This is a genomic window from Leifsonia sp. EB41 (assembly GCF_041262565.1).
Taxonomy (GTDB): domain Bacteria; phylum Actinomycetota; class Actinomycetes; order Actinomycetales; family Microbacteriaceae; genus Leifsonia.
The window spans coordinates 2,621,471-2,641,011 of record NZ_JBGCCJ010000001.1 but is presented as its reverse complement, the minus strand read 5'-3'; the positions used below and the strand labels follow the sequence as shown (position 1 = coordinate 2,641,011).

Annotated in this window: 21 protein-coding genes; 11 read left to right on the top strand and 10 right to left on the bottom strand. The window is 72.9% G+C overall.

Annotation, left to right across the window (positions count from 1 at the left end):
* Positions 1–95 precede the first annotated feature (95 nt).
* Genes ABH923_RS13030 through ABH923_RS13000 form a run of 7 tightly spaced genes read left to right on the top strand, consistent with a single transcriptional unit; the run spans position 96 to position 6,686 of the window.
* Positions 96–1,079 carry a zinc-binding alcohol dehydrogenase gene (locus tag ABH923_RS13030; RefSeq protein WP_370055800.1) on the top strand — a complete coding sequence of 328 codons (984 nt, stop codon included), beginning with the start codon at positions 96–98 and terminating at the stop codon, positions 1,077–1,079.
* Entirely contained in the window at positions 1,079–1,477 is a 399-nt protein-coding gene (locus ABH923_RS13025; RefSeq protein WP_370055799.1) for a 6-pyruvoyl tetrahydropterin synthase family protein, read from the top strand. Before ABH923_RS13030 ends, ABH923_RS13025 begins: the two co-directional genes overlap by 1 nt.
* Positions 1,474–2,535, top strand: a complete 1,062-nt coding sequence (locus ABH923_RS13020) for a glycosyltransferase family 4 protein (protein WP_370055798.1) — start codon at positions 1,474–1,476, stop codon at positions 2,533–2,535. The genes ABH923_RS13025 and ABH923_RS13020 overlap by 4 nt, the downstream gene beginning before the upstream one ends.
* Positions 2,532–3,383 (top strand): SAM-dependent methyltransferase, encoded by an 852-nt coding sequence (locus ABH923_RS13015; protein ID WP_370055797.1) that lies wholly within the window; start codon positions 2,532–2,534, stop codon positions 3,381–3,383. Before ABH923_RS13020 ends, ABH923_RS13015 begins: the two co-directional genes overlap by 4 nt.
* Positions 3,380–4,369: a lysylphosphatidylglycerol synthase transmembrane domain-containing protein gene (locus ABH923_RS13010; RefSeq protein WP_370057361.1), complete on the top strand. Its 990-nt coding sequence runs from the start codon at positions 3,380–3,382 to the stop codon at positions 4,367–4,369. The genes ABH923_RS13015 and ABH923_RS13010 overlap by 4 nt, the downstream gene beginning before the upstream one ends.
* Positions 4,366–5,061 (top strand): RibD family protein, encoded by a 696-nt coding sequence (locus ABH923_RS13005; RefSeq protein ID WP_370055796.1) that lies wholly within the window; start codon positions 4,366–4,368, stop codon positions 5,059–5,061. Before ABH923_RS13010 ends, ABH923_RS13005 begins: the two co-directional genes overlap by 4 nt.
* On the top strand, positions 5,058–6,686 hold the full coding sequence (locus ABH923_RS13000) for a CDP-alcohol phosphatidyltransferase (protein WP_370055795.1): 1,629 nt from the start codon (positions 5,058–5,060) through the stop codon (positions 6,684–6,686). Before ABH923_RS13005 ends, ABH923_RS13000 begins: the two co-directional genes overlap by 4 nt.
* Before the next feature lie 12 nt (positions 6,687–6,698).
* Here the strand turns inward: ABH923_RS13000 and ABH923_RS12995 are convergent, their stop codons facing one another.
* The gene (locus ABH923_RS12995; RefSeq protein ID WP_370055794.1) at positions 6,699–7,886 is read right to left on the bottom strand and encodes an MFS transporter; all 1,188 of its coding nucleotides are present in this window, start codon (positions 7,884–7,886) and stop codon (positions 6,699–6,701) included.
* A gap of 108 nt (positions 7,887–7,994) precedes the next feature.
* Between ABH923_RS12995 and ABH923_RS12990 the strand changes: the two genes are divergently transcribed.
* Positions 7,995–8,390 carry a hypothetical protein gene (locus ABH923_RS12990; RefSeq protein ID WP_370055793.1) on the top strand — a complete coding sequence of 132 codons (396 nt, stop codon included), beginning with the start codon at positions 7,995–7,997 and terminating at the stop codon, positions 8,388–8,390.
* Here the strand turns inward: ABH923_RS12990 and ABH923_RS12985 are convergent.
* Entirely contained in the window at positions 8,350–9,057 is a 708-nt protein-coding gene (locus ABH923_RS12985) for a class I SAM-dependent methyltransferase (RefSeq protein ID WP_370055792.1), read from the bottom strand. The two genes, ABH923_RS12990 and ABH923_RS12985, sit on opposite strands and share 41 nt — an antisense overlap.
* Before the next feature lie 54 nt (positions 9,058–9,111).
* A complete protein-coding gene (locus ABH923_RS12980; protein WP_370055790.1) occupies positions 9,112–10,140 on the bottom strand; it encodes an alpha/beta fold hydrolase in 1,029 nt (342 codons plus the stop codon).
* Positions 10,141–10,257: 117 nt separating this feature from the next.
* On the opposite strand from ABH923_RS12980, the gene ABH923_RS12975 reads away from it, so the two are divergent.
* A complete protein-coding gene (locus ABH923_RS12975; RefSeq protein WP_370055789.1) occupies positions 10,258–11,040 on the top strand; it encodes an alpha/beta fold hydrolase in 783 nt (260 codons plus the stop codon).
* A 257-nt stretch (positions 11,041–11,297) separates the two neighbouring features.
* Here the strand turns inward: ABH923_RS12975 and ABH923_RS12970 are convergent, their stop codons facing one another.
* Complete coding sequence (locus ABH923_RS12970; protein ID WP_370055788.1) at positions 11,298–11,618, bottom strand: hypothetical protein; 321 nt, start codon at positions 11,616–11,618, stop codon at positions 11,298–11,300.
* An 84-nt stretch (positions 11,619–11,702) separates the two neighbouring features.
* Here ABH923_RS12970 and ABH923_RS12965 point away from each other — a divergent pair, with 84 nt between their 5' ends.
* Positions 11,703–12,239 carry a dihydrofolate reductase family protein gene (locus tag ABH923_RS12965; RefSeq protein WP_370055787.1) on the top strand — a complete coding sequence of 179 codons (537 nt, stop codon included), beginning with the start codon at positions 11,703–11,705 and terminating at the stop codon, positions 12,237–12,239.
* Positions 12,240–12,337: 98 nt separating this feature from the next.
* Here ABH923_RS12965 and ABH923_RS12960 read toward each other — a convergent pair whose 3' ends face one another.
* From ABH923_RS12960 to ABH923_RS12950, 3 genes are all read right to left on the bottom strand, one after another.
* Entirely contained in the window at positions 12,338–12,979 is a 642-nt protein-coding gene (locus ABH923_RS12960; protein WP_370055786.1) for a winged helix-turn-helix transcriptional regulator, read from the bottom strand.
* 5 nt (positions 12,980–12,984) lie between these two features.
* Positions 12,985–13,419 (bottom strand): VOC family protein, encoded by a 435-nt coding sequence (locus ABH923_RS12955; RefSeq protein WP_370055785.1) that lies wholly within the window; start codon positions 13,417–13,419, stop codon positions 12,985–12,987.
* A gap of 352 nt (positions 13,420–13,771) precedes the next feature.
* Positions 13,772–14,572: a thioesterase family protein gene (locus ABH923_RS12950; RefSeq protein ID WP_370055784.1), complete on the bottom strand. Its 801-nt coding sequence runs from the start codon at positions 14,570–14,572 to the stop codon at positions 13,772–13,774.
* A gap of 48 nt (positions 14,573–14,620) precedes the next feature.
* Here ABH923_RS12950 and ABH923_RS12945 point away from each other — a divergent pair, with 48 nt between their 5' ends.
* Positions 14,621–14,764, top strand: coding sequence for a hypothetical protein (locus ABH923_RS12945; RefSeq protein ID WP_370055783.1), 144 nt, complete (start codon positions 14,621–14,623; stop codon positions 14,762–14,764).
* A gap of 15 nt (positions 14,765–14,779) precedes the next feature.
* Here the strand turns inward: ABH923_RS12945 and ABH923_RS12940 are convergent, their stop codons facing one another.
* From ABH923_RS12940 to ABH923_RS12930, 3 genes are read right to left on the bottom strand one after another with little or no spacing between them, the layout of a single operon-like run.
* Positions 14,780–17,152 carry a beta-glucosidase gene (locus ABH923_RS12940; RefSeq protein WP_370055782.1) on the bottom strand — a complete coding sequence of 791 codons (2,373 nt, stop codon included), beginning with the start codon at positions 17,150–17,152 and terminating at the stop codon, positions 14,780–14,782.
* Positions 17,153–17,197: 45 nt separating this feature from the next.
* Positions 17,198–18,217: a BadF/BadG/BcrA/BcrD ATPase family protein gene (locus ABH923_RS12935; protein ID WP_370055781.1), complete on the bottom strand. Its 1,020-nt coding sequence runs from the start codon at positions 18,215–18,217 to the stop codon at positions 17,198–17,200.
* Positions 18,218–18,219: 2 nt separating this feature from the next.
* Positions 18,220–19,521, bottom strand: coding sequence for a hypothetical protein (locus ABH923_RS12930; protein WP_370055780.1), 1,302 nt, complete (start codon positions 19,519–19,521; stop codon positions 18,220–18,222).
* Positions 19,522–19,541 lie beyond the last annotated feature (20 nt).

Sequence of the window (19,541 nt, the reverse complement as noted above, 5' to 3'; positions counted from 1 at the left end):
CGTGCGCTGCCGCATCTTGCCTTAACACGCAGCGTGTGCACGGATGGTTCACAGGGGTCCGCCCCACCGAGCGACCACCGCGAGAGGAGCTGGACATGCGAGAAGCCACCGCCTTCTGGATCGTGGAGCCCGGCGTCGGCGCCCTGCGGTCCGAGCCGCTGCGGGAGCCCCGCGACGGGGAGGTGCTCGTCCGCACGCTGCGCACGGGGGTGAGCCGCGGCACCGAGGCGACCGTGTTCGCCGGCCGGGTGCCGCCGAGCCAGCGCGACCGGATGCGGGCGCCGTTCCAGGAGGGCGACTTCCCCGGTCCGGTCAAGTACGGCTACCTCAACGTGGGCGTGGTCGAGCAGGGGCCTCCCGAGCTGGTCGGGCGCACCGTGTTCTCGCTGTTCCCGCACCAGTCGGCGTTCGTCGTCCCGCCCGCCGCGGTGTTCCCGCTGCCGGAGGGCGTACCGGCCGAGCGAGCCGTGCTCGCGGGAGCGGTGGAGACCGCGGTCAACGTGCTGTGGGATGCCGCGCCGCTGATCGGCGACCGGATCGCGGTGATCGGCGCCGGGATGATCGGCTGCTGCGTCGCCCGGCTTGCACACGGCATCCCGGGCGTGGAGGTCACGCTGATCGACGTCGACCCGTCGCGGCGGGAGGTCGCCGAGCGGCTGGGCGTGGACTTCGCCGAGCCGTCGGCCATCCCGTCCGACCCGCACGACCGCGACCTCGTCATCCACACCAGCGGATCGGAGGCCGGCCTGCGCCTCGCGCTCGAGACCGTCGTGGCCGACGGCGAGGTGATCGAGGCGAGCTGGTTCGGCGACCGGCCGGTGACGCTGATGCTCGGGGAGGACTTCCACTCCCGCCGGCTCACCCTCCGGTCGAGCCAGGTCGGAAGCGTGTCGCCCCGCCGCGACCGGCGCAGCCACGCCGACCGGCTGGCGCTCGCCCTCGATCTGCTGCGGGACCCGGCGTTCGACGCCCTCCTGACCGGGTCGTCGTCGTGGCGGGAGCTGCCGGAGGTCCTCGCACGGCTGGCGGCCGACCCCGGCTCCGAGCTCTGCCACAGCATCGATTGGAGGGATGCCTGATGCCGTTCACGGTCACGGTCCGCGACCACCTCATGGTCGCCCACAGCTTCACCGGCGCGACCTTCGGTCCCGCGCAGCGACTGCACGGCGCGACCTTCGTCGTGGACGCGACCTTCGGCGCGGACGAGCTCGACGAGGACGGCATCGTGGTCGACATCGGCCGGGCGACGGCCGCGCTCGCGGAGATCACCGGCTCGCTCACCTACCGCAACCTGGACGACGAACCCGCCTTCACCGGGATGAACACCACGACGGAGGTGCTCTGCCGGGTGATCGCCGACCGGCTCGCGGACGCCGCGGCCGCCGGGTCCCTCGGCCGCGCGACCGGCCTGACGTCGATCGCCGTCACCCTCCACGAGTCCCACATCGCGTGGGCGAGCTACTCGAGGCCGCTATGAGCGAGGTGTACTTCGTGGTGCCGGACACCATCGACGACCCGCAGCGGGTGAGCGGCGGGAACCGCTACGACCAGCGCGTCCGTGACGGCCTCCGGGCCGAGGGCTGGACGGTGCACATGCTCCTGGTCACCGGCCGCGGCACGGGCTGGACGGCTCGCGCCCTGACCGCGCTGCCCGAGGGGGCGCTCGCGCTGGTCGACGGACTGCTGGTGTCCCGGGAGCCGGAGGCGATCGTCGCGCACCGGTCGCGGCTGCGGATCGTGGTGCTGGCGCACATGGTCGCGGCGCCGACGGCCTCGGGCGACGGGACGCTCGACGACGACGACCTGGCCGCCCTGCGCTCCGTCCGCCGCATCGTGGCGACGAGCGCGTGGACCCGCTCCGAGCTCCTCGAACAGGACGCCGCCGACCCGCACCGGATCGTGATCTCCCACCCGGGCGTCGACCCCGCACCCGCGACGGCGGCCTCCGCGGGTGGCGGCCGCCTGCTGTGTGTCGCCGCAGTCGCGCCGCACAAGGGCCAGGACCTCCTGCTGCGCGCCCTCGCCGGCTTCGCCGACCGCGACGACTGGACCTGCACGCTGGTCGGCTCGCTGACGGTCGACCCGGACTTCGTCGCGGCGCTGACCGCCGTGATCGATGCCGCCGGCCTCGCCGGGCGGATCCGGTTCGCGGGCGTCCTGGACTCGCGCGCCCTCTCGGAGGCGTACGGGGAGGCCGACCTCGTCGTGCTGCCGTCGCGCAGCGAGAGCTACGGGATGGCCGTCGCCGAGGCGATCGCGCACGGCGTCCCGGTGCTCGCGACCGGCGTCGGCGGCATCCCCGAGGCGATCGCGCGCCAGGACGCCGCGATGATCGTGCCGCCGGACGACGCCTGGGCGCTGCGCGTCGTGCTGCAGCAGTGGTGGGCGAGCGCGGCGCGGCGGGACACTCTGAAGGCGGCGGCGTTGGAGGCCAGGGAGCCCGGCCGGCGCTGGGAGGACACGATCGCGGTGGTCGCCTCCGCACTGCGTGAGGCCGCCGTGGAGGGTCTGCGCCCGGAGGCGGTGCCCTCATGACCGGAATGCTGGAGGTCAGCGCCGACTGGCTCGCGCTGCGTGAGGCGGAGGACGGGCGTGCGCGGTCGCGACGGCTCGCGCGCCTGGCGGCGGCACTCGTCGGCGCCGACGTCCCCTCGCGCGCCCGACCGGTCACCGTGCACGACCTCGGCAGCGGCACCGGCTCGATGATGCGCTGGCTCGCGCCGCAGCTCCCCGGGCCGCAGAGCTGGGTCCTTCACGACTGGAACGCCGACCTCACCGCCCACGCGACCGAGGCGCGGCCTCCACTCGACCGCACCGGGCGGCCGATCGCGGTCGCCTCCCGGGTCACCCCGCTCGACCGGCTCTCGCCGGCCGACCTCGACGGCGCCGACCTTGTGACGGCCTCCGCCCTCCTCGATGTCGTGACCGCGCGGGAGGCGCACGCGATCGTGGACGCGTGCCTGGCCGCCGGCGCTCCCGCGTTCCTGCCGCTCAGCGTGACCGGGGACGTGGAGCTGCGGCCCTGGGACCCGCGCGACATCCGCGTCGCCCGCGCCTTCAACGAGCACCAGCGACGGGAGGTCGACGGCCGCCGCCTGCTCGGGAGATTCGGCGCGCCGATCGTGCGCGGGCTCTTCACCCGCGCGGGCTGGCACGTCCGCACGGCGCTCACGACGTGGCGGCTCGACCGTCGCGACCCGGTGCTGCTGGGCGAGTGGTTCGACGGCTGGGCGGACGCGGCCGTGGAGCAGGCGGAAGTCGACCGCGACCGCACGCTGCTCGACCAGGCCGCCGGCTACCGGGAGCTGCGCCGCGAGCAGCAGCGACGCGGCGGGCTGTCCGCCGTCGTGTACCACCTCGACGTCCTGGCGTGGCCGCGATGACCGTCCGGCTGAACCCAGCGGTGGAGGAGGCGACGCCGACGGCGACGTCGCCGGGACTCCGCCGCGTCCTCAGCCGTCCCTGGCTCCGGATCACCCTCCGCGTGCTCGTCCCCGTCGCCATCCTGGTCGCGATCGTCGCCCGCGTCGGCGCCGGCCCCTTCCTGCACGGCCTCCTCAGCCTCGACGTGCCGACGGTGATCGCCGCGTTCGCCCTGACCGCGATCGCCACGGTCGCGGCCGCGTGGCGCTGGCGCCTGATCGCCGGACGGCTCGGCGTCGGGATCCGCTGGTCCACGGCGATCGGCGCGTACTACCGCTCGCAGTTCGTGAACACGGTGCTGCCCGGTGGTGTGGTCGGCGACGTCCAGCGCGCGGTTGATCACGGCCGGACCGCCGACCGGATGGGCGCCGCGGCACGGGCCGTCGCGCTGGAGCGACTGGTCGGCCAGGCGGTGCAGCTCGTGCTCGCCGTCGTCGTCCTCGGCATCGTCGGGATGGAGTTCGAGGGAGTCCTGCTGCCGGTGCTCGGCGTCGCCCTCACAGCAGTGATCGTCGGCGGAGCGGTCACGGCGTCGGCAAGCAGGCGCGTCCGGCGGGCGCTGGCGCACGAGTGGCGGGAGGTCAGGGAGGGCCTCGGCTCGGTGTCGGTCTGCGTCAAGGCGGTCGTCGCGTCCGTGGTCGTCTGCGCGTGTCACCTCGGCACCTTCGCGATCGCGGCCGTCGCCGTCGGCGCTGACGTGCCGCCGCTGCGCCTGCTCGCGCTCGGGATGGTGGTGCTGATCGCGGCCTCCATCCCGTTCAACCTCGGCGGCTGGGGTCCGCGGGAGGGCGCGGCCGGGTGGGCGTTCGCGATGGCGGGCTTCGGCGCCGCGGCCGGCGTCTCGGCTGCCACGCTGTACGGCGTGCTGGCGTTCGTGTGCTTCGCCCCGGCTGCGCTGATCGTGCAGTCCGCGGCCGTGCTGCAGCGGAGGAGGATGCGGGCATGACCGAGCGACCGTATGTGACCGTGAGCTGCGCCATCTCCCTCGACGGCTACCTCGACACCGCGCGACCGCCGAAGCTCGCGCTCTCCAACGCGGCCGACTTCGACCGGGTGGATGAGGTCCGCGCGCGACACGACGTCATCCTCGTCGGCGCCCGCACGGTGCGCCGCGACAACCCGCGGCTGCTCGTCCGCAGCGCCGAGCGCCAGGACCGGCGGGAGGCCTCCGGCAAGTGCCGCACACCGTGGAAGGCGACCGTGACCTCCACGGGCGACCTCGACCCGCACGCGAACTTCTTCACCCTCGGCGAGACCATGAAGCTCGTCTACTGCCCGCGCGCGCAGCACAGCCGGATCACCGACCGCCTCGGCGAGGCCGCCACCGTCGTGCCGCTCGGCGACGACGTGCGGATGACCGACCTGCTCGCCGACCTCGGCGAGCGCGGCGTGCGGCGCCTGATGGTGGAGGGCGGCGGGACGACGCTGACCCAGTTCCTCGCGGACGGGCTGGCCGACGAGCTGCACCTCGCGGTGGCGCCGTTCTTCGTCGGCGACAGGGACGCGCCGCGCTTCGTCGGCGAGGGCGCGTACCCGTGGACGAGCGACAGCCGCGCCGCGCTCGTGGAGGCCCGTCCGATCGGGGACGTCGTGCTGCTCCGCTACGCGCTGTCCGACCGGTTCGGAGGCTTCCCGTGACCCGTCAGCGCCGGGGTCGCCGGGTCTGGAGCGCCGTCGCCACCACCCTGGCCGCCGTCACCCTCTTCGTCGTCTCCCTCTCCCCCGGCCTGGTCGCCTCCGACTCGGCGCTCGCCCTCGTGCGCGTCCCGCTGGAGTGCGTCCTCGCTCTGGCCGTGCTCATCCTGCTCCCGTGGCGGTGGGCGCGCCGAACGCTCGCGATCCTGGTCGCCCTGCTGCTCGTCCTCGCGACGATCGTGGCCGCGCTCGACCGCGTGTTCGAGGCGACGGTCGGCCGCCCGTTCGACGTGGTGTCGGGCTGGTCCGAGTTGGTGGACGGGTACGGTGTGGTCCGCGACTCGACAGGGACGGCGGGGGCGATCGCCCTCCTGGCGCTCGTCGCGCTGCTCGCGGTCGCGGCCGTCGCCGCGGTCGCCGCGTCGCTGCTGCGCCTGGCGCGCGTCCTCGCCCCGCGGCGCCGGCCGAGCCTGATCGCGGCGTCCGCGGTCACAGCCGGCTGGCTGGTCCTCGCCCTGGTCGGCGCGCAGCTCGTGCCCGGCCAACCCGTCGCGGCGGCGGACGGGCTCTCCGCCGCCGCCTCCACGGTGAACCAGGTGCAGGTCGCCGCGCGTGACCAGGCCGTCTTCAACCGCGCCGCGTCCAGCGACCCGTACGCGGCGCTGCCCGCCTCCGACCTGCTCACCGGGCTGAAGGGCAAGGACGTCGTCATCGTCTTCGTGGAGAGTTACGGGCAGGTCGCCGTGCAGGGCACCTCCTTCTCGCCGGGGGTGGACGCCGTCCTCCGCAGCGGCAACACCGCCCTCGCCGCGCACGGCTACTCCGAGCGCAGCGCCTTCCTGACCTCGTCCACGTTCGGCGGGATCAGCTGGCTCGCGCACTCCACGCTGCAGAGCGGGCTGTGGGTGGACTCCCAGCAGCGCTATGACCAGGTCACCTCCGGCACCCGCTTCACGCTCAGCGCCGCCTTCCGCAAGGCCGGCTGGCGGACCCTCAGCGATGTCCCCTCCGACTCGAAGCCGTGGCCGGTCGGGACCTCCTTCTACCACTACGAGCAGGAACTCAACGCGACGAACGTCGGCTACCGGGGCCCGACCTTCAGCTATGCCCAGGTACCCGACCAGTACAGCCTGGCGTACTTCCAGCAGCACGAGCTCTCCGGCCCGCACCAGCCGCTGATGGCGGAGATCGACCTGGTCTCGTCGCACACACCGTGGACGCCGCTGCCGAAGCTGCTGCCCTGGGACCAGCTCGGCGACGGCTCGGTCTACGACCCGCAGCCGGCGGAGGGCCTCCCGCCGAGCGTCGTCTGGCAGGACCCGCACCACGTCCAGCAGCTGTACGGCCAGTCGGTCGAGTACACGATGGGCGCGCTGACCTCCTTCCTGACCACGTACAACGACCCGAACCTGGTGCTCGTGGTGCTCGGCGACCACCAGCCGGCGACGGTCGTCAGCGGGCCGGGGGCCAACCACGACGTCCCGATCAGCATCATCGCGAAGGACCCGGCCGTCACCCAACGGATCGCGTCGTGGGGGTGGCAGCCCGGGCTGCTGCCGTCGCCGAGCGCGCCGGTCTGGCGGATGGACGCCTTCCGCGACCGCTTCCTGACGGCCTACGGCCCCTGAGCCCGGCCGGGCTCACTCCCCCGGCGACGACGGGAAGGAGCGGCGCGCCACCAGGATGACAACGAGCCCCACCACCACCAGTGCCGCCCCCGCGAACGGCAGCCACCCCAGCCCCGGGCCGGCCAGGACCGCCGCGCCGACCGCCGCGCCTCCCCCGATCCCGATGTTGGCCGTGGAGTTCACGAGCGCCCCGATGACCTCCGGTGTCGCGCCGCGCGTGCGGATGGCCGCCGTCTGGAACACCGACGCCACCCCGCCGAAGCCCGCGCCCCACACCACCGCTGCCACGAGCACGCCGGCGAGCGCCGGGAAGGCGATCCCGACTCCGACCAGCCCGACCGTCACCGCGCCGAGCAGCGTCAGCACGGTCGCGCGCGGCCTCCGGTCGAGGGTGGCAGCCGCGAACCATGTCCCGGCGAGTCCGACCGCGCCGATCCCGAGCAGCACCGGGCCGACCCCGGCGAGAGGGAGCCCGGTCGCTAGCAGGATCACCGACACGAACGTGTAGACCGTGAACTGCCCGAGGTACACGACCGCGTTCGTCGTCGACACGACCCCCAGCCGCACGCGGCGAGCGCCCGCGCCCTCCCCGGTGTGCCCGGTCCCGCCTCCCGGGACCGCCGGCAGCAGCACCGCGACGACGACGACCGTGATCGCGCACACCCCCGCCAGCACGCCGAACGCCGCCCGCCAGCCGAGCGCTGTGCCGAGGGAGGTCGACAGCGGCACGCCGAGCACGAACCCGGCCGAGGCTCCCGCGGTGACCAGCGCCAGCGCGCGTCCGGTGAACGCGGAGGTGACCAGCCGGGAGGCGTACCCGATGCTGACCGAGAAGAACAGCGCGTGCGCGATCCCGCCGAAGGCGCGCCCCGCCGCCAGCACGCCGAAGTTCGGAGCCACCGCGACGACGAGGTTGCTCACCGTGTACGCCACGAGGGTCGCCTGCAGCAGCCCTTTGCGCGAGAACCGGGAGGTCGAGAGCGTCAGCGGCACCGCAAGCACCGCGACCATGAACGCATAGACGGTGACCAGCAGCCCGGCGACCGAGTCGGACACCCGCATGTCGCCGCCGATCGCCGGCAGCAGCCCGACCGGCAGCATCTCCGTCGTCACCGCGAGGAAGGTCGCGACCGTCAGCGCGACGAGCCCGCCCGCCGCCTCGCGCACGGTGCCCGGGCTCCGGTCCGACGCGTGAGGCATGGTTGCGATGCTAGCCCTGCGCCGCCGATTGAACCGATACTGAGGCTCGTTCGTGTTCCCTGTGAGGCCTTCAGCGGTGGAGGCCAGGAGACGGAAGCGGGTAGTGCCATGACCGAGAGCAGCCAGGGGCCCCTGTGGCTCATGCGCATCCTGAGCGCGATCGTGCTCGTGCTGATCGGCGGGATCCATCTCTTCCTGATCTTCGACGGCGTCGGCGGCCTGCTCGGCGTGCTGTTCGTCCTCAACTCCATCGCCGCCATCGTGCTGGCGATCGGGATGCTGGTGCTGCGCGGCGCGTGGCTGCGGCTGGCCACCACGCTCAGCCTGCTCTTCGTGATCGCCAGCCTGGCCGCCCTCCTGCTCGCGCTGACGGTGGGCCTGTTCGGCATCCGGGAGGTGTGGACGTTCACCCTCGTCCCGGAGACCGTCATCATCGAGGCGATCGGGATCGTGGTGCTGGGGATCACGTCGGGAGTCGCGTTCCGGAGGGCTCGGGTGGCGTGACCGCCACCCCCGCGATCTGCGTGTTGAACGGCAGGAACGGCGTGCGGATGCGGTAGCGCTCCACGTCGACGCGGGCGAAGCCCGACGCGCGGAGGGCGCCCTCCAGGTCGCGCTCGCACGAGCAGCCCTCGAACGTCCACGCCCACGGCCGGCGCAGGAGGCGCTGGACCCGCCGGGTCCGGGTCCCGTCCGGCGCGGCGACGTGCTCCACGAACCGGAACGTGCCGCCCGGTCTCAGGATGCGGCGGACCTCGGCGAGCACGGCGTCCGGGTCCTGCACGGTGCAGAGTACGAGCGACGAGATCACCGTGTCGACGCTCTGGTCCGCCAGGCCGGTGCGTTCGGCCAGGCGCTCGCGGAGGTCGAGGCGCACGCCCGCGCGGTCGGCCGCGGCGCGCAGCCGGGCGTGCATGTGGCGGTTCGGCTCCACCGCGATCAGGGTGGCGCCGCGCGGGAGGTGGCGGAGGTTCGCGCCGACGCCGGGGCCGAGCTCGACGACCTCCGCCGGGAGGCCCGCGAAGGCGCGCAGCTTGTGCGGCCGGAGCTTCCGCTCGATGTACGGGTCCATGACGCGGAAGAAGGCAGCGTTGAACGGGCCGCGGAGGGCGTGCTGCTCGAAGCCGACGATGGCTGGTTGCGCCGGAGGGACGCTGATGGTTCGGGTCATGGAGGTCAGCCTCCACGACGCCGCGCGTCGATCCAGGCGGGGAACTACCCAACTTCAGCGGCGAACCCCGCCCTCCCTTTGCGCCGCATACCAGGCGGCCACCTGTGCGCGCGACCGGAAGCCCAGCCGCAGCCGGATGCGCTCGACGTGGCCTTCCGCCGACCGCTCGTCGATGCCGAGGCGGTCGGCGATCTCCCGGTTCGTGCGACCGTCGGCGATCAACGCGGCGACCTCCGTCTGCCGCTCGGTGAGCGTCCCCGCTCCGCGTCGCGACGAGCGGAGGCCGAGGAAACGGCGGATCGTCGTGACCAGAGCGTGGGCGTCCCCGGCGTACGGCAGGTGCGACCGTCCGGGGAGCACCACGAGCTCCGCGCCCGCGATGCCCGCCGCCAGCGCTCTCGCCTGTGCGAGCGGCGCCGCGCGGTCGCGGTCGCGGTGCACGACCAGGGTCGGTGCGCGTACCCGGCTGAGGAGGTCGCCGACGTCGAGCCGGTAGCTGAGGTCCAGCAGCGCCCTGGCCGTCGCTGCGTCCGACGAGGCGCGCTGATACCGTCCGAACTCCTCGCGCGTCGTGGCGTGGGCGTCCGGCGCGAAGATGTCGGTGAGGACGTCGGAGCCGAGGCCCCAGTGCGACTCCACCAGCGCGAGGATGTGATCGCGTGCGCTCGGCGGCGACAGCTCGGCGCCCGACCGCCAGCCCCCGTAGAGCACCAGCCGCCTGACCCGTTCCGGGTGCGCCGCCGCCCACGCGACCGCGATCGGCGCGCCCATCGACGACCCCATCAGGTCGAACGGCGCCGGGCCGACCCCCGCGGCCACGGCATCCAGCTCCTCCAGCTCGAACGCGAGCGACGGCTGTCGGTCCGACGGAGAGGACAGCCCGCACCCCGCGCGGTCGTACCGCACCAGCAGGCAGCCCTGCGCCAGACCCTCCAGGTAGGCGCGCTCCTCCGGGATCTCCCAGCTCAGCTGCAGATGGCTCACCCATCCCGACACGTACAGCAGCGGGCGGCCGGCACCGGCCGTCGCGATCGCCAGCTCGGCGCCGCCCTCGGTCGTCAGCCTGCTGATGCGCTGCTGCATGCGTACATTGTGCGGCGCGCGGGCGGCCGCCGCACCACTGGCGGCGTCAGCCGCCGGGAATACCATGACGACCGACGCGCGCCCCGCTGAACCGGGCGCGCGCAGGAAGGAGCGGCCATGGCCGACCTCACGCTCACCCGGGAGGGTGCGACCCTCAGCTACGACGTCGCGGGCGACGGCCCGACCGTCCTGCAGGCGCACGGGCTCACCTCCAGCCGAGACGCCGAGCTGGCACTGCTCGACCTGCGGCCGCTCGCCGCGCGCGGCCGCCGCCTGGTCCGCTACGACGCCGCCGGCCACGGCCGCTCCGCCGGGCCGGACGACGCGGAGCGCTACCGCTGGACGGTGCTCGCCGACGATCTGCTGGCGCTGCTCGACGCCGTGGGCGCGACCGAGCCGGTGGACGCCGTGGGGATCTCGATGGGCACCGGCACGATCCTCACCGCAGCGGTCCGGCATCCGGAGCGCTTCCGCCGCCTCGTGCTCGCGCTGCCGCCGACCGCGTGGGAGACGCGCGCGGCGCAGGCCGTGATCTACGGGCAGATGGCCGACCTCCTGGAGGCGCACGGCTGGGACGCGCTCCTGGAGCTGATGGCGGCCTCCACGCTGGCGATGCCTCCGGTGCTCGCCGAACGCGGGCTCACGCTGGAACCGCAGCTCCAGCCCGCGACCGCGCCGGCCGTGCTGCGCGGAGCGGCGCTGTCCGACCTGCCGAGCCCGGAACAAGTGGCCGCGCTGCGGATGCCGGTGCTCCTGCTCCCCTGGGCCGGGGATCCGGGCCACCCGCTGTCGAGCGCCGACCGGCTGCATGAGTTGATCCCCGGATCGGAGCTCTTCGTCGCGGAGAACGCCGCGGACGCGGACACCTGGCCCGACCGGGTGGAGGCGTTCCTGGCCTGAGCCGCGGGTTAAGCGCAGGTGAAATCGCGGCCGGGCGGGTTGACCTCCCGCCGACGTCCTACTACCGTCTCACGACGTGAGCCGTCCGCCGCTGAACCGAACCGCCGTCTGGGTGCGGGAGCGCGCCTGCGTGCCGCTCGTGCTGGTAGAGGCGAGGGGTGCGGCCGTGCGCAGCACCGCCCGGGTCACCGAGTTGGCGACCGCGCGGCAGCAACCGCGTCGGGCACGCCGGCGTCGCGCGGCCTGAGCGTCCGGGCTCAGGAGTCCATGCCCACGGCGGGCTCACCGACGAACTGGTGCGCCTCCGCCGCGAGCTCCGGCCAGTCGTCCGCGTCGGCGACGCTGACCCAGACCCCCTTCGCCTCCGCTCGCCCGGCCGCGACCGGCGCGGCCACCTCCCGCCCGACGAGGTCGCGGGCGCGCGCCTCCGGCAGGTCGACGACGAGCTCGCCGTCGTCGAGGTAGGCGAACAGCGCCCCGCGCACGTGCAGCCCGGTGGCGGTCTCCGACACGTCGAGGTCGGGGTCCTGCAGCAGCTGGGTGGTGAGCAGATCGTACGAGACGACGGGGTCGGTCATTGCGGATCCTCTCGGTCGGCCTAGGTTCTATACAAGCGGATGCGCGGGGCGCTGCACAGTGCCCCGTTCGACAGGAGGGTGCGCATGCGGAAGATCGTGGTCTACGAACTGGTGTCGTTGGACGGGGTCGCGGAGGACCCTGACGCCTTCATCCCGGACTGGGACGAGGACATGGACGCGAACCTGGGCGCGGTGATCGGGTCGCAGGACGCCGTCATCCTGGGCCGCCGCAGCTACGACGAGTGGGCGCGGTTCTGGCCGGGCAAGGACATCCAGCCGTTCTCGGCCTTCATCAACGGGGTGACCAAGTACGTCGCGACGTCGGCGCCGCTGGAGCCTGCGTGGCCCGGCGCGGAGGCGGTGGACGGCGACATCGTGGAGTTCGCGCGGCGGCTGAAGGAGGGCGACGGCGGCGACATCGGCGTGCACGCCAGCATCTCGGTCGCCCAGGCGCTGCTGGCCGGAGGCGTCGTGGACGAGCTGCGACTCGTGATCGCGCCCGGCGTCGCGGAGGGCGGCCGGCGGCTCCTGGAGGGCGTGCCCGCGCTGCGGTTCGAGACCATCGCGAGCGGCGTCTCCTCCACCGGCTACGTCCTGCTCGGCTACCGCGTCCTCCCCTGAACCTCTCCCGCCTCCGACTTCCCTCCGAGGGGCACGTCGTTGTCACTTTTCGGCGCGAAAAGTGACAACAACGTGCCCCTCGGCAGCTGCGCGCGGGGTCAGGCGGCGAGGTGGAAGGTGGTGGCGAAGCGCGTGAGGAGCGTGCGGGGGCCGCGCAGGACCTCCACCACCCCGGCATCGATGGCGGCCTCCGGCGTGAGCTCGCCCGAGATGAGCCGGCGGATACCGGGGCCGCTCGCGAACGCCAGGTCGGCGGGCCCGTCGCCGCGGGCGACGACCAGGCGCGGCCCCTCCACGTGGATAAGGAGGCCGTCGTCCCCGAACCGCGCGCCGTAGGCCGTGGCAGGAAGCTCGGCGGCCACGGCAGGCTGGAACGCCGTGCGCAGCGACATCGTCATCGAGTCCGGGGTGATGATCTGCTCGTCCCGCGGATCGCCGAGCGCCTTGAACCCCCAGGCGCCGAACGCGAGCACGACCGGTTCGAGCTCCCGCCCGTACGGCGTGAGCTCGTAGAGGATGATGCGTGAGCGCGGCGCCCGGCGGATGATGCCGGCCGCCTGCAGCTCCTTGAGCCGCGCCGCCAGGATGTTGCTCGGGATGCGGGGAAGCCCCGCGGCGAGTTCGCCGTAGCGGCGCGGCCCGACGAGCAGGTCGCGGACGATCAGCAGCGCCCAGCGCTCCCCCACCAGCTCCAGGGCCTGGGTGATCCCGTCGTACTGCCCGTAGTCGCGCGCGACCATCGACCTCAGGCCTGCTGGCTCAGGTACGCCTCGGGGCCCTTGGCGGCGGCGACCGGGTCCATCCAGCCGAACTCGAGGATGTTGCCGTCCGGGTCGGTGAGCTGGCGCTGGTACATGAAGCCGTAATCCGCCGGCTCCTTGGTCTCGGTGCCCCCCGCTGCCAGGCCGTCCGCGACGGTGGCGTCGACGATCTCGCGGCTGTCGAGCATGACGGAGGTGGACGCGGACACGTTCTTCGTGGGCTCGCCGACCGGGAGGTCGGTGAAGCTCTGGAAGAAGTCGCGCGTGACGATCATGAAGTAGTTGTGGTCCTCCTCGACGACGACGCACGCGGCGTTGTGGTCGGTGAAGAGCGGGTTGATGGTGAAGCCGACGGCCGAGTAGAACGCCTTGGCGCGCTCCAGATCGGTCACGGGCAGGTTGACGAACATGGCGGTCATCGTGGTCTCCCTTGTCATGGTCCGCTGTTGATGTGTTGATACTTGCAAAAAACAAGTGCGGCGTCAAGGGGTGATTTTGCACCATGGCCTCGAACCCCCGCCATACGCGAAGACCTCGAGCGGGACTCCTCGAAAATCTCAAACAGAGAGCCTCGAAAACCTCAAACAGATTGGCTCGAAAATCAAAAATAGACTGGCTCGAAAATCTGAAACAGACTTCGGCTGGGAGACCGTTTCGTCGCCGGAGTGGCCCTCTATCTCGGGGAGCGTTCCTACACCTACGAGGACCGCCTCCACGTCATCCCGGTCGACAAGCTCTGGCTGACCTACTGACCCAGGCAGAGGGCCGCCTCTACTCCGTCAACCGCCGCACCGTCAGCGACTGCTCCGCGAACCCCACCGCCCCCGCCAAGTCGTGCAGCACCGAGCGCGTGATCCCGAGGCCCGTCGTCCCGAAGACGACCTCCGTGTCGAGACCGAGCCAGCCGCCGCTCGGCGCGCGGTGGAGGTGGATGGTCAGGTCCACGTTCGGGAACATCCACCGCGTCGGGTGCTCGCGTACCGCGACGCCGTTCGCGGTGTCGACCAGCGTGATCCAGGCCGTCACCGGGTCGACCTCCACGCCCTCGATGAGCGCGCAGCCGGTCGACAGCCAGACGGTCGCGCGGCCCGCCTCCGGGGAGTGCACCGCGCGGGTGTCGAGGGAGGCGACGTAGCCGCCCTGCCAGGCCTCCATCATCGACCACGGCGTCGCCGACTCGGGCGACGGCAGCGGGCCGGCGGCGCCACCTGCCACCTCGGCGGTGTCGAAGTCGGCGAGCAGCCAGGCGCGCGCCTTGACGGCGGTGCGGCCGCGGATGACGGCGGTGGCCTCCACCAGCTCGATCGTGCGGCCGGGGCGGATCGTCTCGACCGAGAGCGAGACCTCGTCCAGGGCGAGGAAGCCGAGGATGTCGAAGCTGATCCGGGCGAGCTGGAGCGAGGCGCTCGCTTCGGCGGCGTGGCGCAGGATCGTGTGCGTGATCAGGCCGCCGAGCGGGCTGAAGTGCATCTCGTCGTCGGCCCACGCGCCGCCGGCGCGCGGGGTGGGGGTGAAGACGTTCTCGCTCCGCTGCACGAAGTAGGCGTCGGGGATGGTGGTGTCGGCGTTCATCCCCTCCAACGTAGGCGCAGGAGGGCCTCCCGAGCGACACTAGAGCGTATGAGCAGACACGAACGCAGGCGGGAGGCCGCGGCCGAGGCCCAGGAGCGGGCTCAGGCGGAGGCAGCGATCGAGGCGACCGAGACCGACGACACGGCGGTGGACGCGGACGAGACGCTGGAGTCGGAGGAGGAGCCGGGCTGAGCCCGGGTCAGCGCCTCACCCCGCGTGCCCCGACACGAACCGCGACGTCGGCGCGCCGCCCTCCTCGGCCCCGCGCAGGTCCGAGTCGCGCACCAGCGGCGGGATCGACGGGTCGTCCGGGAGTTCGATCACGGCGGACAGCCGGATGTCCCGCGACGACGCGCCGACCTCGATCGTGAAGCCGCCGCCCTCGCGCCGCCACAGGCCCGAGCGGCCGTCGGGCCGGGTGGACGCTGCATCCCAGTAGGCGAAGTCCCGGCTCTCCAGGTCGAACGACACCGTCGCCGTCTCGCGGGGTTCGAGCGCGACCTTCTCGAAGCCGCGGAGCTCGCGCAGCGGTCGGTGAACCTCCGCCTCGGGGTCGCCGACGTAGAGCTGTACTACCTCGGCGCCCGGGACCGCACCGATGTTGGCGACCGTACAGGTCACAGACACGCGACCCGCTGCGGCGTCGACGACCTCCACCCGGAGGTCGGAGTAGGCGAACACCGTGTACGAGAGCCCGTGCCCGAACGGGTAGCGCACCGCCCGCCCGAGGGCGTCGTACCAGCGGTAGCCGATGAAGACGCCCTCGCCGTAGACGACCGTGCCGCGTTCGCCGTTCCAGTTCGGGAAGCCGGGGGTGTCCTCGATGGCCAGCGGGAAGGTCTCCGCGATCTTCCCGGACGGGTTGACCCGGCCGAAGAGCACGTCGGCGACCGCCGAACCGACGGCTTGGCCGCCGAGCCAGGCCTCCACGATCGCGTCGACGCGGTCGTGCCACGGGTCCATCGTCACGGGAGAGCCGTTGGACAGGACGACCGTGAGGGTGGCGCCGGTGCGCTCGCGGAGGTCAGCCAAGGCGTCGATCAGGGCGACCTGGTCGGCGGGGAGGTCGAGGGTGAACCGGTCGTTGGCCTCCTGCTCGTGCGAGAGCGGGAGGCCGGCGAACACGACGATCGACTCCGCAGTCTCAGCGACGGCGACCGCCTCGTCGATGAGCCGTCGGGCTGTGTCGGAGAGCGGGCCGCGACGCAGGCGCTGCACCGACTCGGCGATCCGCAGCTCCTCGACGAGGTACTCGGAGCGCCGCGCCACGGCCGGGCGATCCGACTCTGCGGTGACCCCGTGCGCGGCGAACACCGCCGCGTTGTCGTCCTGGTAAGCGTTCTTGGGGATGTCGATGTATCCGGGGGCGTAGACCACGCGCTCCCCCGCGATGGCGCGAAGGGCGTCGAGCGGCGCGTTCACTCGGGTCGGATCGACGCCGGACGACCCTCCGCCCTGGATGCGGGCGTGCTCGGCGAACGCACCGACAACCGCGATCGTGCCGCCGGATTCCGCCAAGGGGAGCACCGGCCAAGAACCCCCCGCGACCTCGTTGCGCAGCAGGGTGATGCACGCGGCCGCGGCCTCCCGGGCGAGCGCGTGATGCGCGTCGGCGTCCAGGAGGTGGAGCTGGGCCGGGGTGAGCCGGTCCCCCGCCGCGTGACCGAGGTCCATGACGGGCCCGTTCACCAGGTCGGCGCCGGGATAGGTTCGGGCCACCAGCTCCAGCACGCGCCGGGCGGACGCATCCACAACGGACTCATCGAGCTCGCCGGCGCGGACCGCCGCCACGACCTCGGCGACCGTCCGGCCGTGGGTGCCCGGCATCTCCAGGTCGAGCCCGGCCCGCAGCGCGGCCACCCGGTCGTGCACGGCGTCCCAGTCCGAGACGACGGCGCCCGTGTAGCCCCAGTCCTCTCGCAGCACCTCCGTCAGCAGCCAGCGGTTCTGCGACGCGTGGACGCCGAACAGCCGGTTGTACGAGCACATCACGGTCCACGGCTCGGCCTTACGGACGACGCGCTCGAACGCAGGGAGGTACGTCTCGCGCAGCGTCCGCTCGTCGGCCACGACCGAGATCCGGGTGCGCTCGATCTCCTGGTTGTTGGCCGCGAAGTGCTTGAGCGACGCCCCGACCCCGGCCGACTGGAGGCCCTCGACGTAGGCGACGCCGAGCTCGCCCGCGTGCAGCGGGTCCTCGGAGAAGTACTCGAAGTTGCGCCCGCAGAGCGGCGAGCGCTTCATGTTGACGCCAGGGCCGAGCACGACCTGCACGCCCTCCGCCCGCGCCTCGGCGCCGATGGCGGCGGCGACCCGGCGCATCAGGTCGCGGTCCCAGGACGCGCCCATCGCGGAGGCGGTCGGGAACCCGGTCGCCGGCACCCACACCATGTCCACGCCGGTCTCCTTGCGGAGCCCGTGCGGGCCGTCGCCGACCTCGATCGCGGGGACCGGCGCGGGCAGCCCCGGCCGGTCGATCGCCTGGGTGAACCAGTCGTCGACGCCGGAGAGCAGCGACGCCTTCTCCTCCAGGGTGAGGGCAGCGAGGACGTCGTCCACGACGAACGGAGGGGTCTGCATGAGGGTGGGGCCTTTCGGGAACCAGGTCAGTGAAGAAAGAGCGCGTCAGGTCGCGAGGAAGGCCTCGGGATGCTCCTGCCGGAGGCGTGCGATCAGCTCGGGGGTGACGGCCACGCCACCCTCGGCCAGCGCGTCGAGCACCACGCCGTGCAGCGGTGAGTCCGACGCCACCGTGACGCGTGCGGCCGGAGCGACCCGGGCCAGCTCCGCGGTGATCGCGTCGCGCATCGAGGGGTGCTCGGAGGTCGCGACCGACCCGTTGAGCAGCACCGGGAGGTCACCGGCCGCGAGGTCCGCGCCGACGCGCCGGGCGCACCACTGCGCGTAGCGCACGAACGCCTCGGCCTGGTCGTCGACGATCCGCTGGGCGACCGCGTCGCCCTCCCCCGCCAGCGCGAGCACGATCCGGGAGGACTTCCACAGTTCGGTCCCCGGCAACGCGCCGAAGCGGCGGGTGAACACGTGCCGCAGCTCTCCCGGGTCGGCCACGCCGTACTGAGCGCAGAGCGCCTCTGTGAGCCGCGTCGCCGGTCCCAGGCCCATCCACTCGCGGCACGCCGCCTTGAGCGCGCTGTTGCCGAGGCCCTGGCCACCGAGGTCGTCGAAGACGTACCAGCCCGAGCACTGCTCGCGCCCGTCGGCCGACCGCGCAGCGACCGCGGGCCCGGTGCCGACCGTGATCGACAGCCCGACGCCAGTGCCGTCGATCAGCCGCAGGGAGGCGAACCCGTCGTTCTTGACGCTCCAGCCGCCCATCCCGGCGAGCCGGTCGGCGATGCGCTCCTCCCAGAACGACGCGTCCTCCGGGTAGTCGACCCCGGCGAGGCGGAAGGCCGCGGACCGGATGTCCGTGACCGCGGCGCCCGCCTCGGCGAGCGCCGCCTCCACCGCGCCGAAGACGGCCTCCTCGGCCACTTCGATGCGCTCGGCCCCGTAGATGTCGCCGCGGCCGCCGCGGCCGCGGCCGAGCACGATGCCCGAGCCGTCGACCACCAGCGCGACCGTCTTGGAGTTGCCCGCGTCGACCGCGAGGTAGAGCGGCCCGGACTCCGCACGCACCGCCATGCTCAGCGGAGCAGGCGCTCGGGCAGGTATGCGCGGTGCGCGTACGCCATCTCGTCGTACAGCTCCTCCGCGACCCGCAGGGTCGGCACCATCGGGTTCGCGGCGAGCGCGCGGATGCCGTCGGCCCGCGTGCCCTTCCACGCCGCCTCCGCAGCGAGGTACTGGTACTCCGCGAGCTGCTGCACGAGCCCGCGGACCGCGTGCGGCAGCGGCTTCTGCGGCAGCGGCTTCACGCCGGAGCCGTCGACATCGCACCACATCTCCACGACGACATCCTCGTCGAAGCCGGGCAGAACGCCGCCGGTGTTCGGGAGGTTGACAGGCAGCCGGGCGGGAGCGTCGTTGTAGTACGAGCTCATCACGTCGATGGCGAGCTCCAGCTCGTGGATGCCGCCGCGCGAGCGGCGCGGGTCCAGCTCGGGGACGGCCGCCTGCGACTGCTCGTCGTAGTGCTCCCAGTAGCCCGGCAGCGCGGCGAGCAGGTCCTCGGCGCGGGTCGTACGCGCGCCCTGCAGCTCGCGGAGGATCTCCTCGCGGAAGTAGTAGTACTGGAAGTAGTCGGCCGGCACCGAGCGCATGGTGACCGCGAGCTGCAGCATCCGCTTCTCCAGCGTGCCGAGCGTCGGGTCGTCCTTGCGGGCCTCCCACGCGGCGTCGAGCAGCGGCATGAGGTCCTGGCCGTCGTAGGTGTGCTCGGTCGACCAGACGTTGTGGTTGACGCCGGCCATGACGACGTTCGCGCGCTCGGGGTCGAGGCCCGCTGCCCGCAGCACCGTCTTCGGGAAGACGATCGGTCCCTCGCACATCGACCAGATCGTCCGGTCGGTGAACCGGGTGACCGCCTGCGAGACGATGTTGACCGGGTTCGTGTAGTTGAAGAGGATCGCCTTCGGCGCGACCGCGTCGAGGTCGCGGATGATGTCCTCGTAGATGTGGATCGACCGCAGCGACATGAAGAACCCGCCGGGGCCCTGGGTCTCCTGGCCGATCACGCCGTGCTTGAGCGGGATGCGCTCGTCCAGCGCGCGGGCGGCGAAGTTGCCGGGGCGGAAGCTCGACAGCACCGCGTCCGCGTCGGTCAGCGCCGCGCGGCGGTCGGTGGTCGACGTGATGGTGATGTCGAGGCCCTTGGACTCCGCGATCTTCTGGCCGATGGTCTCGACGGCCTTCAGGCGCGCCGGATCGACGTCCTGGATGACGATCTCCGAGCCGTTGAACTCCTCGCCGTGCTCGAGGATGGACGCGATGGTCCCCGCGCCGCGGGACGATCCCCCGCCGATGTAGACGAGCTTGATGGAAGCCATGGGTGTGGGTGGTGCCTTTC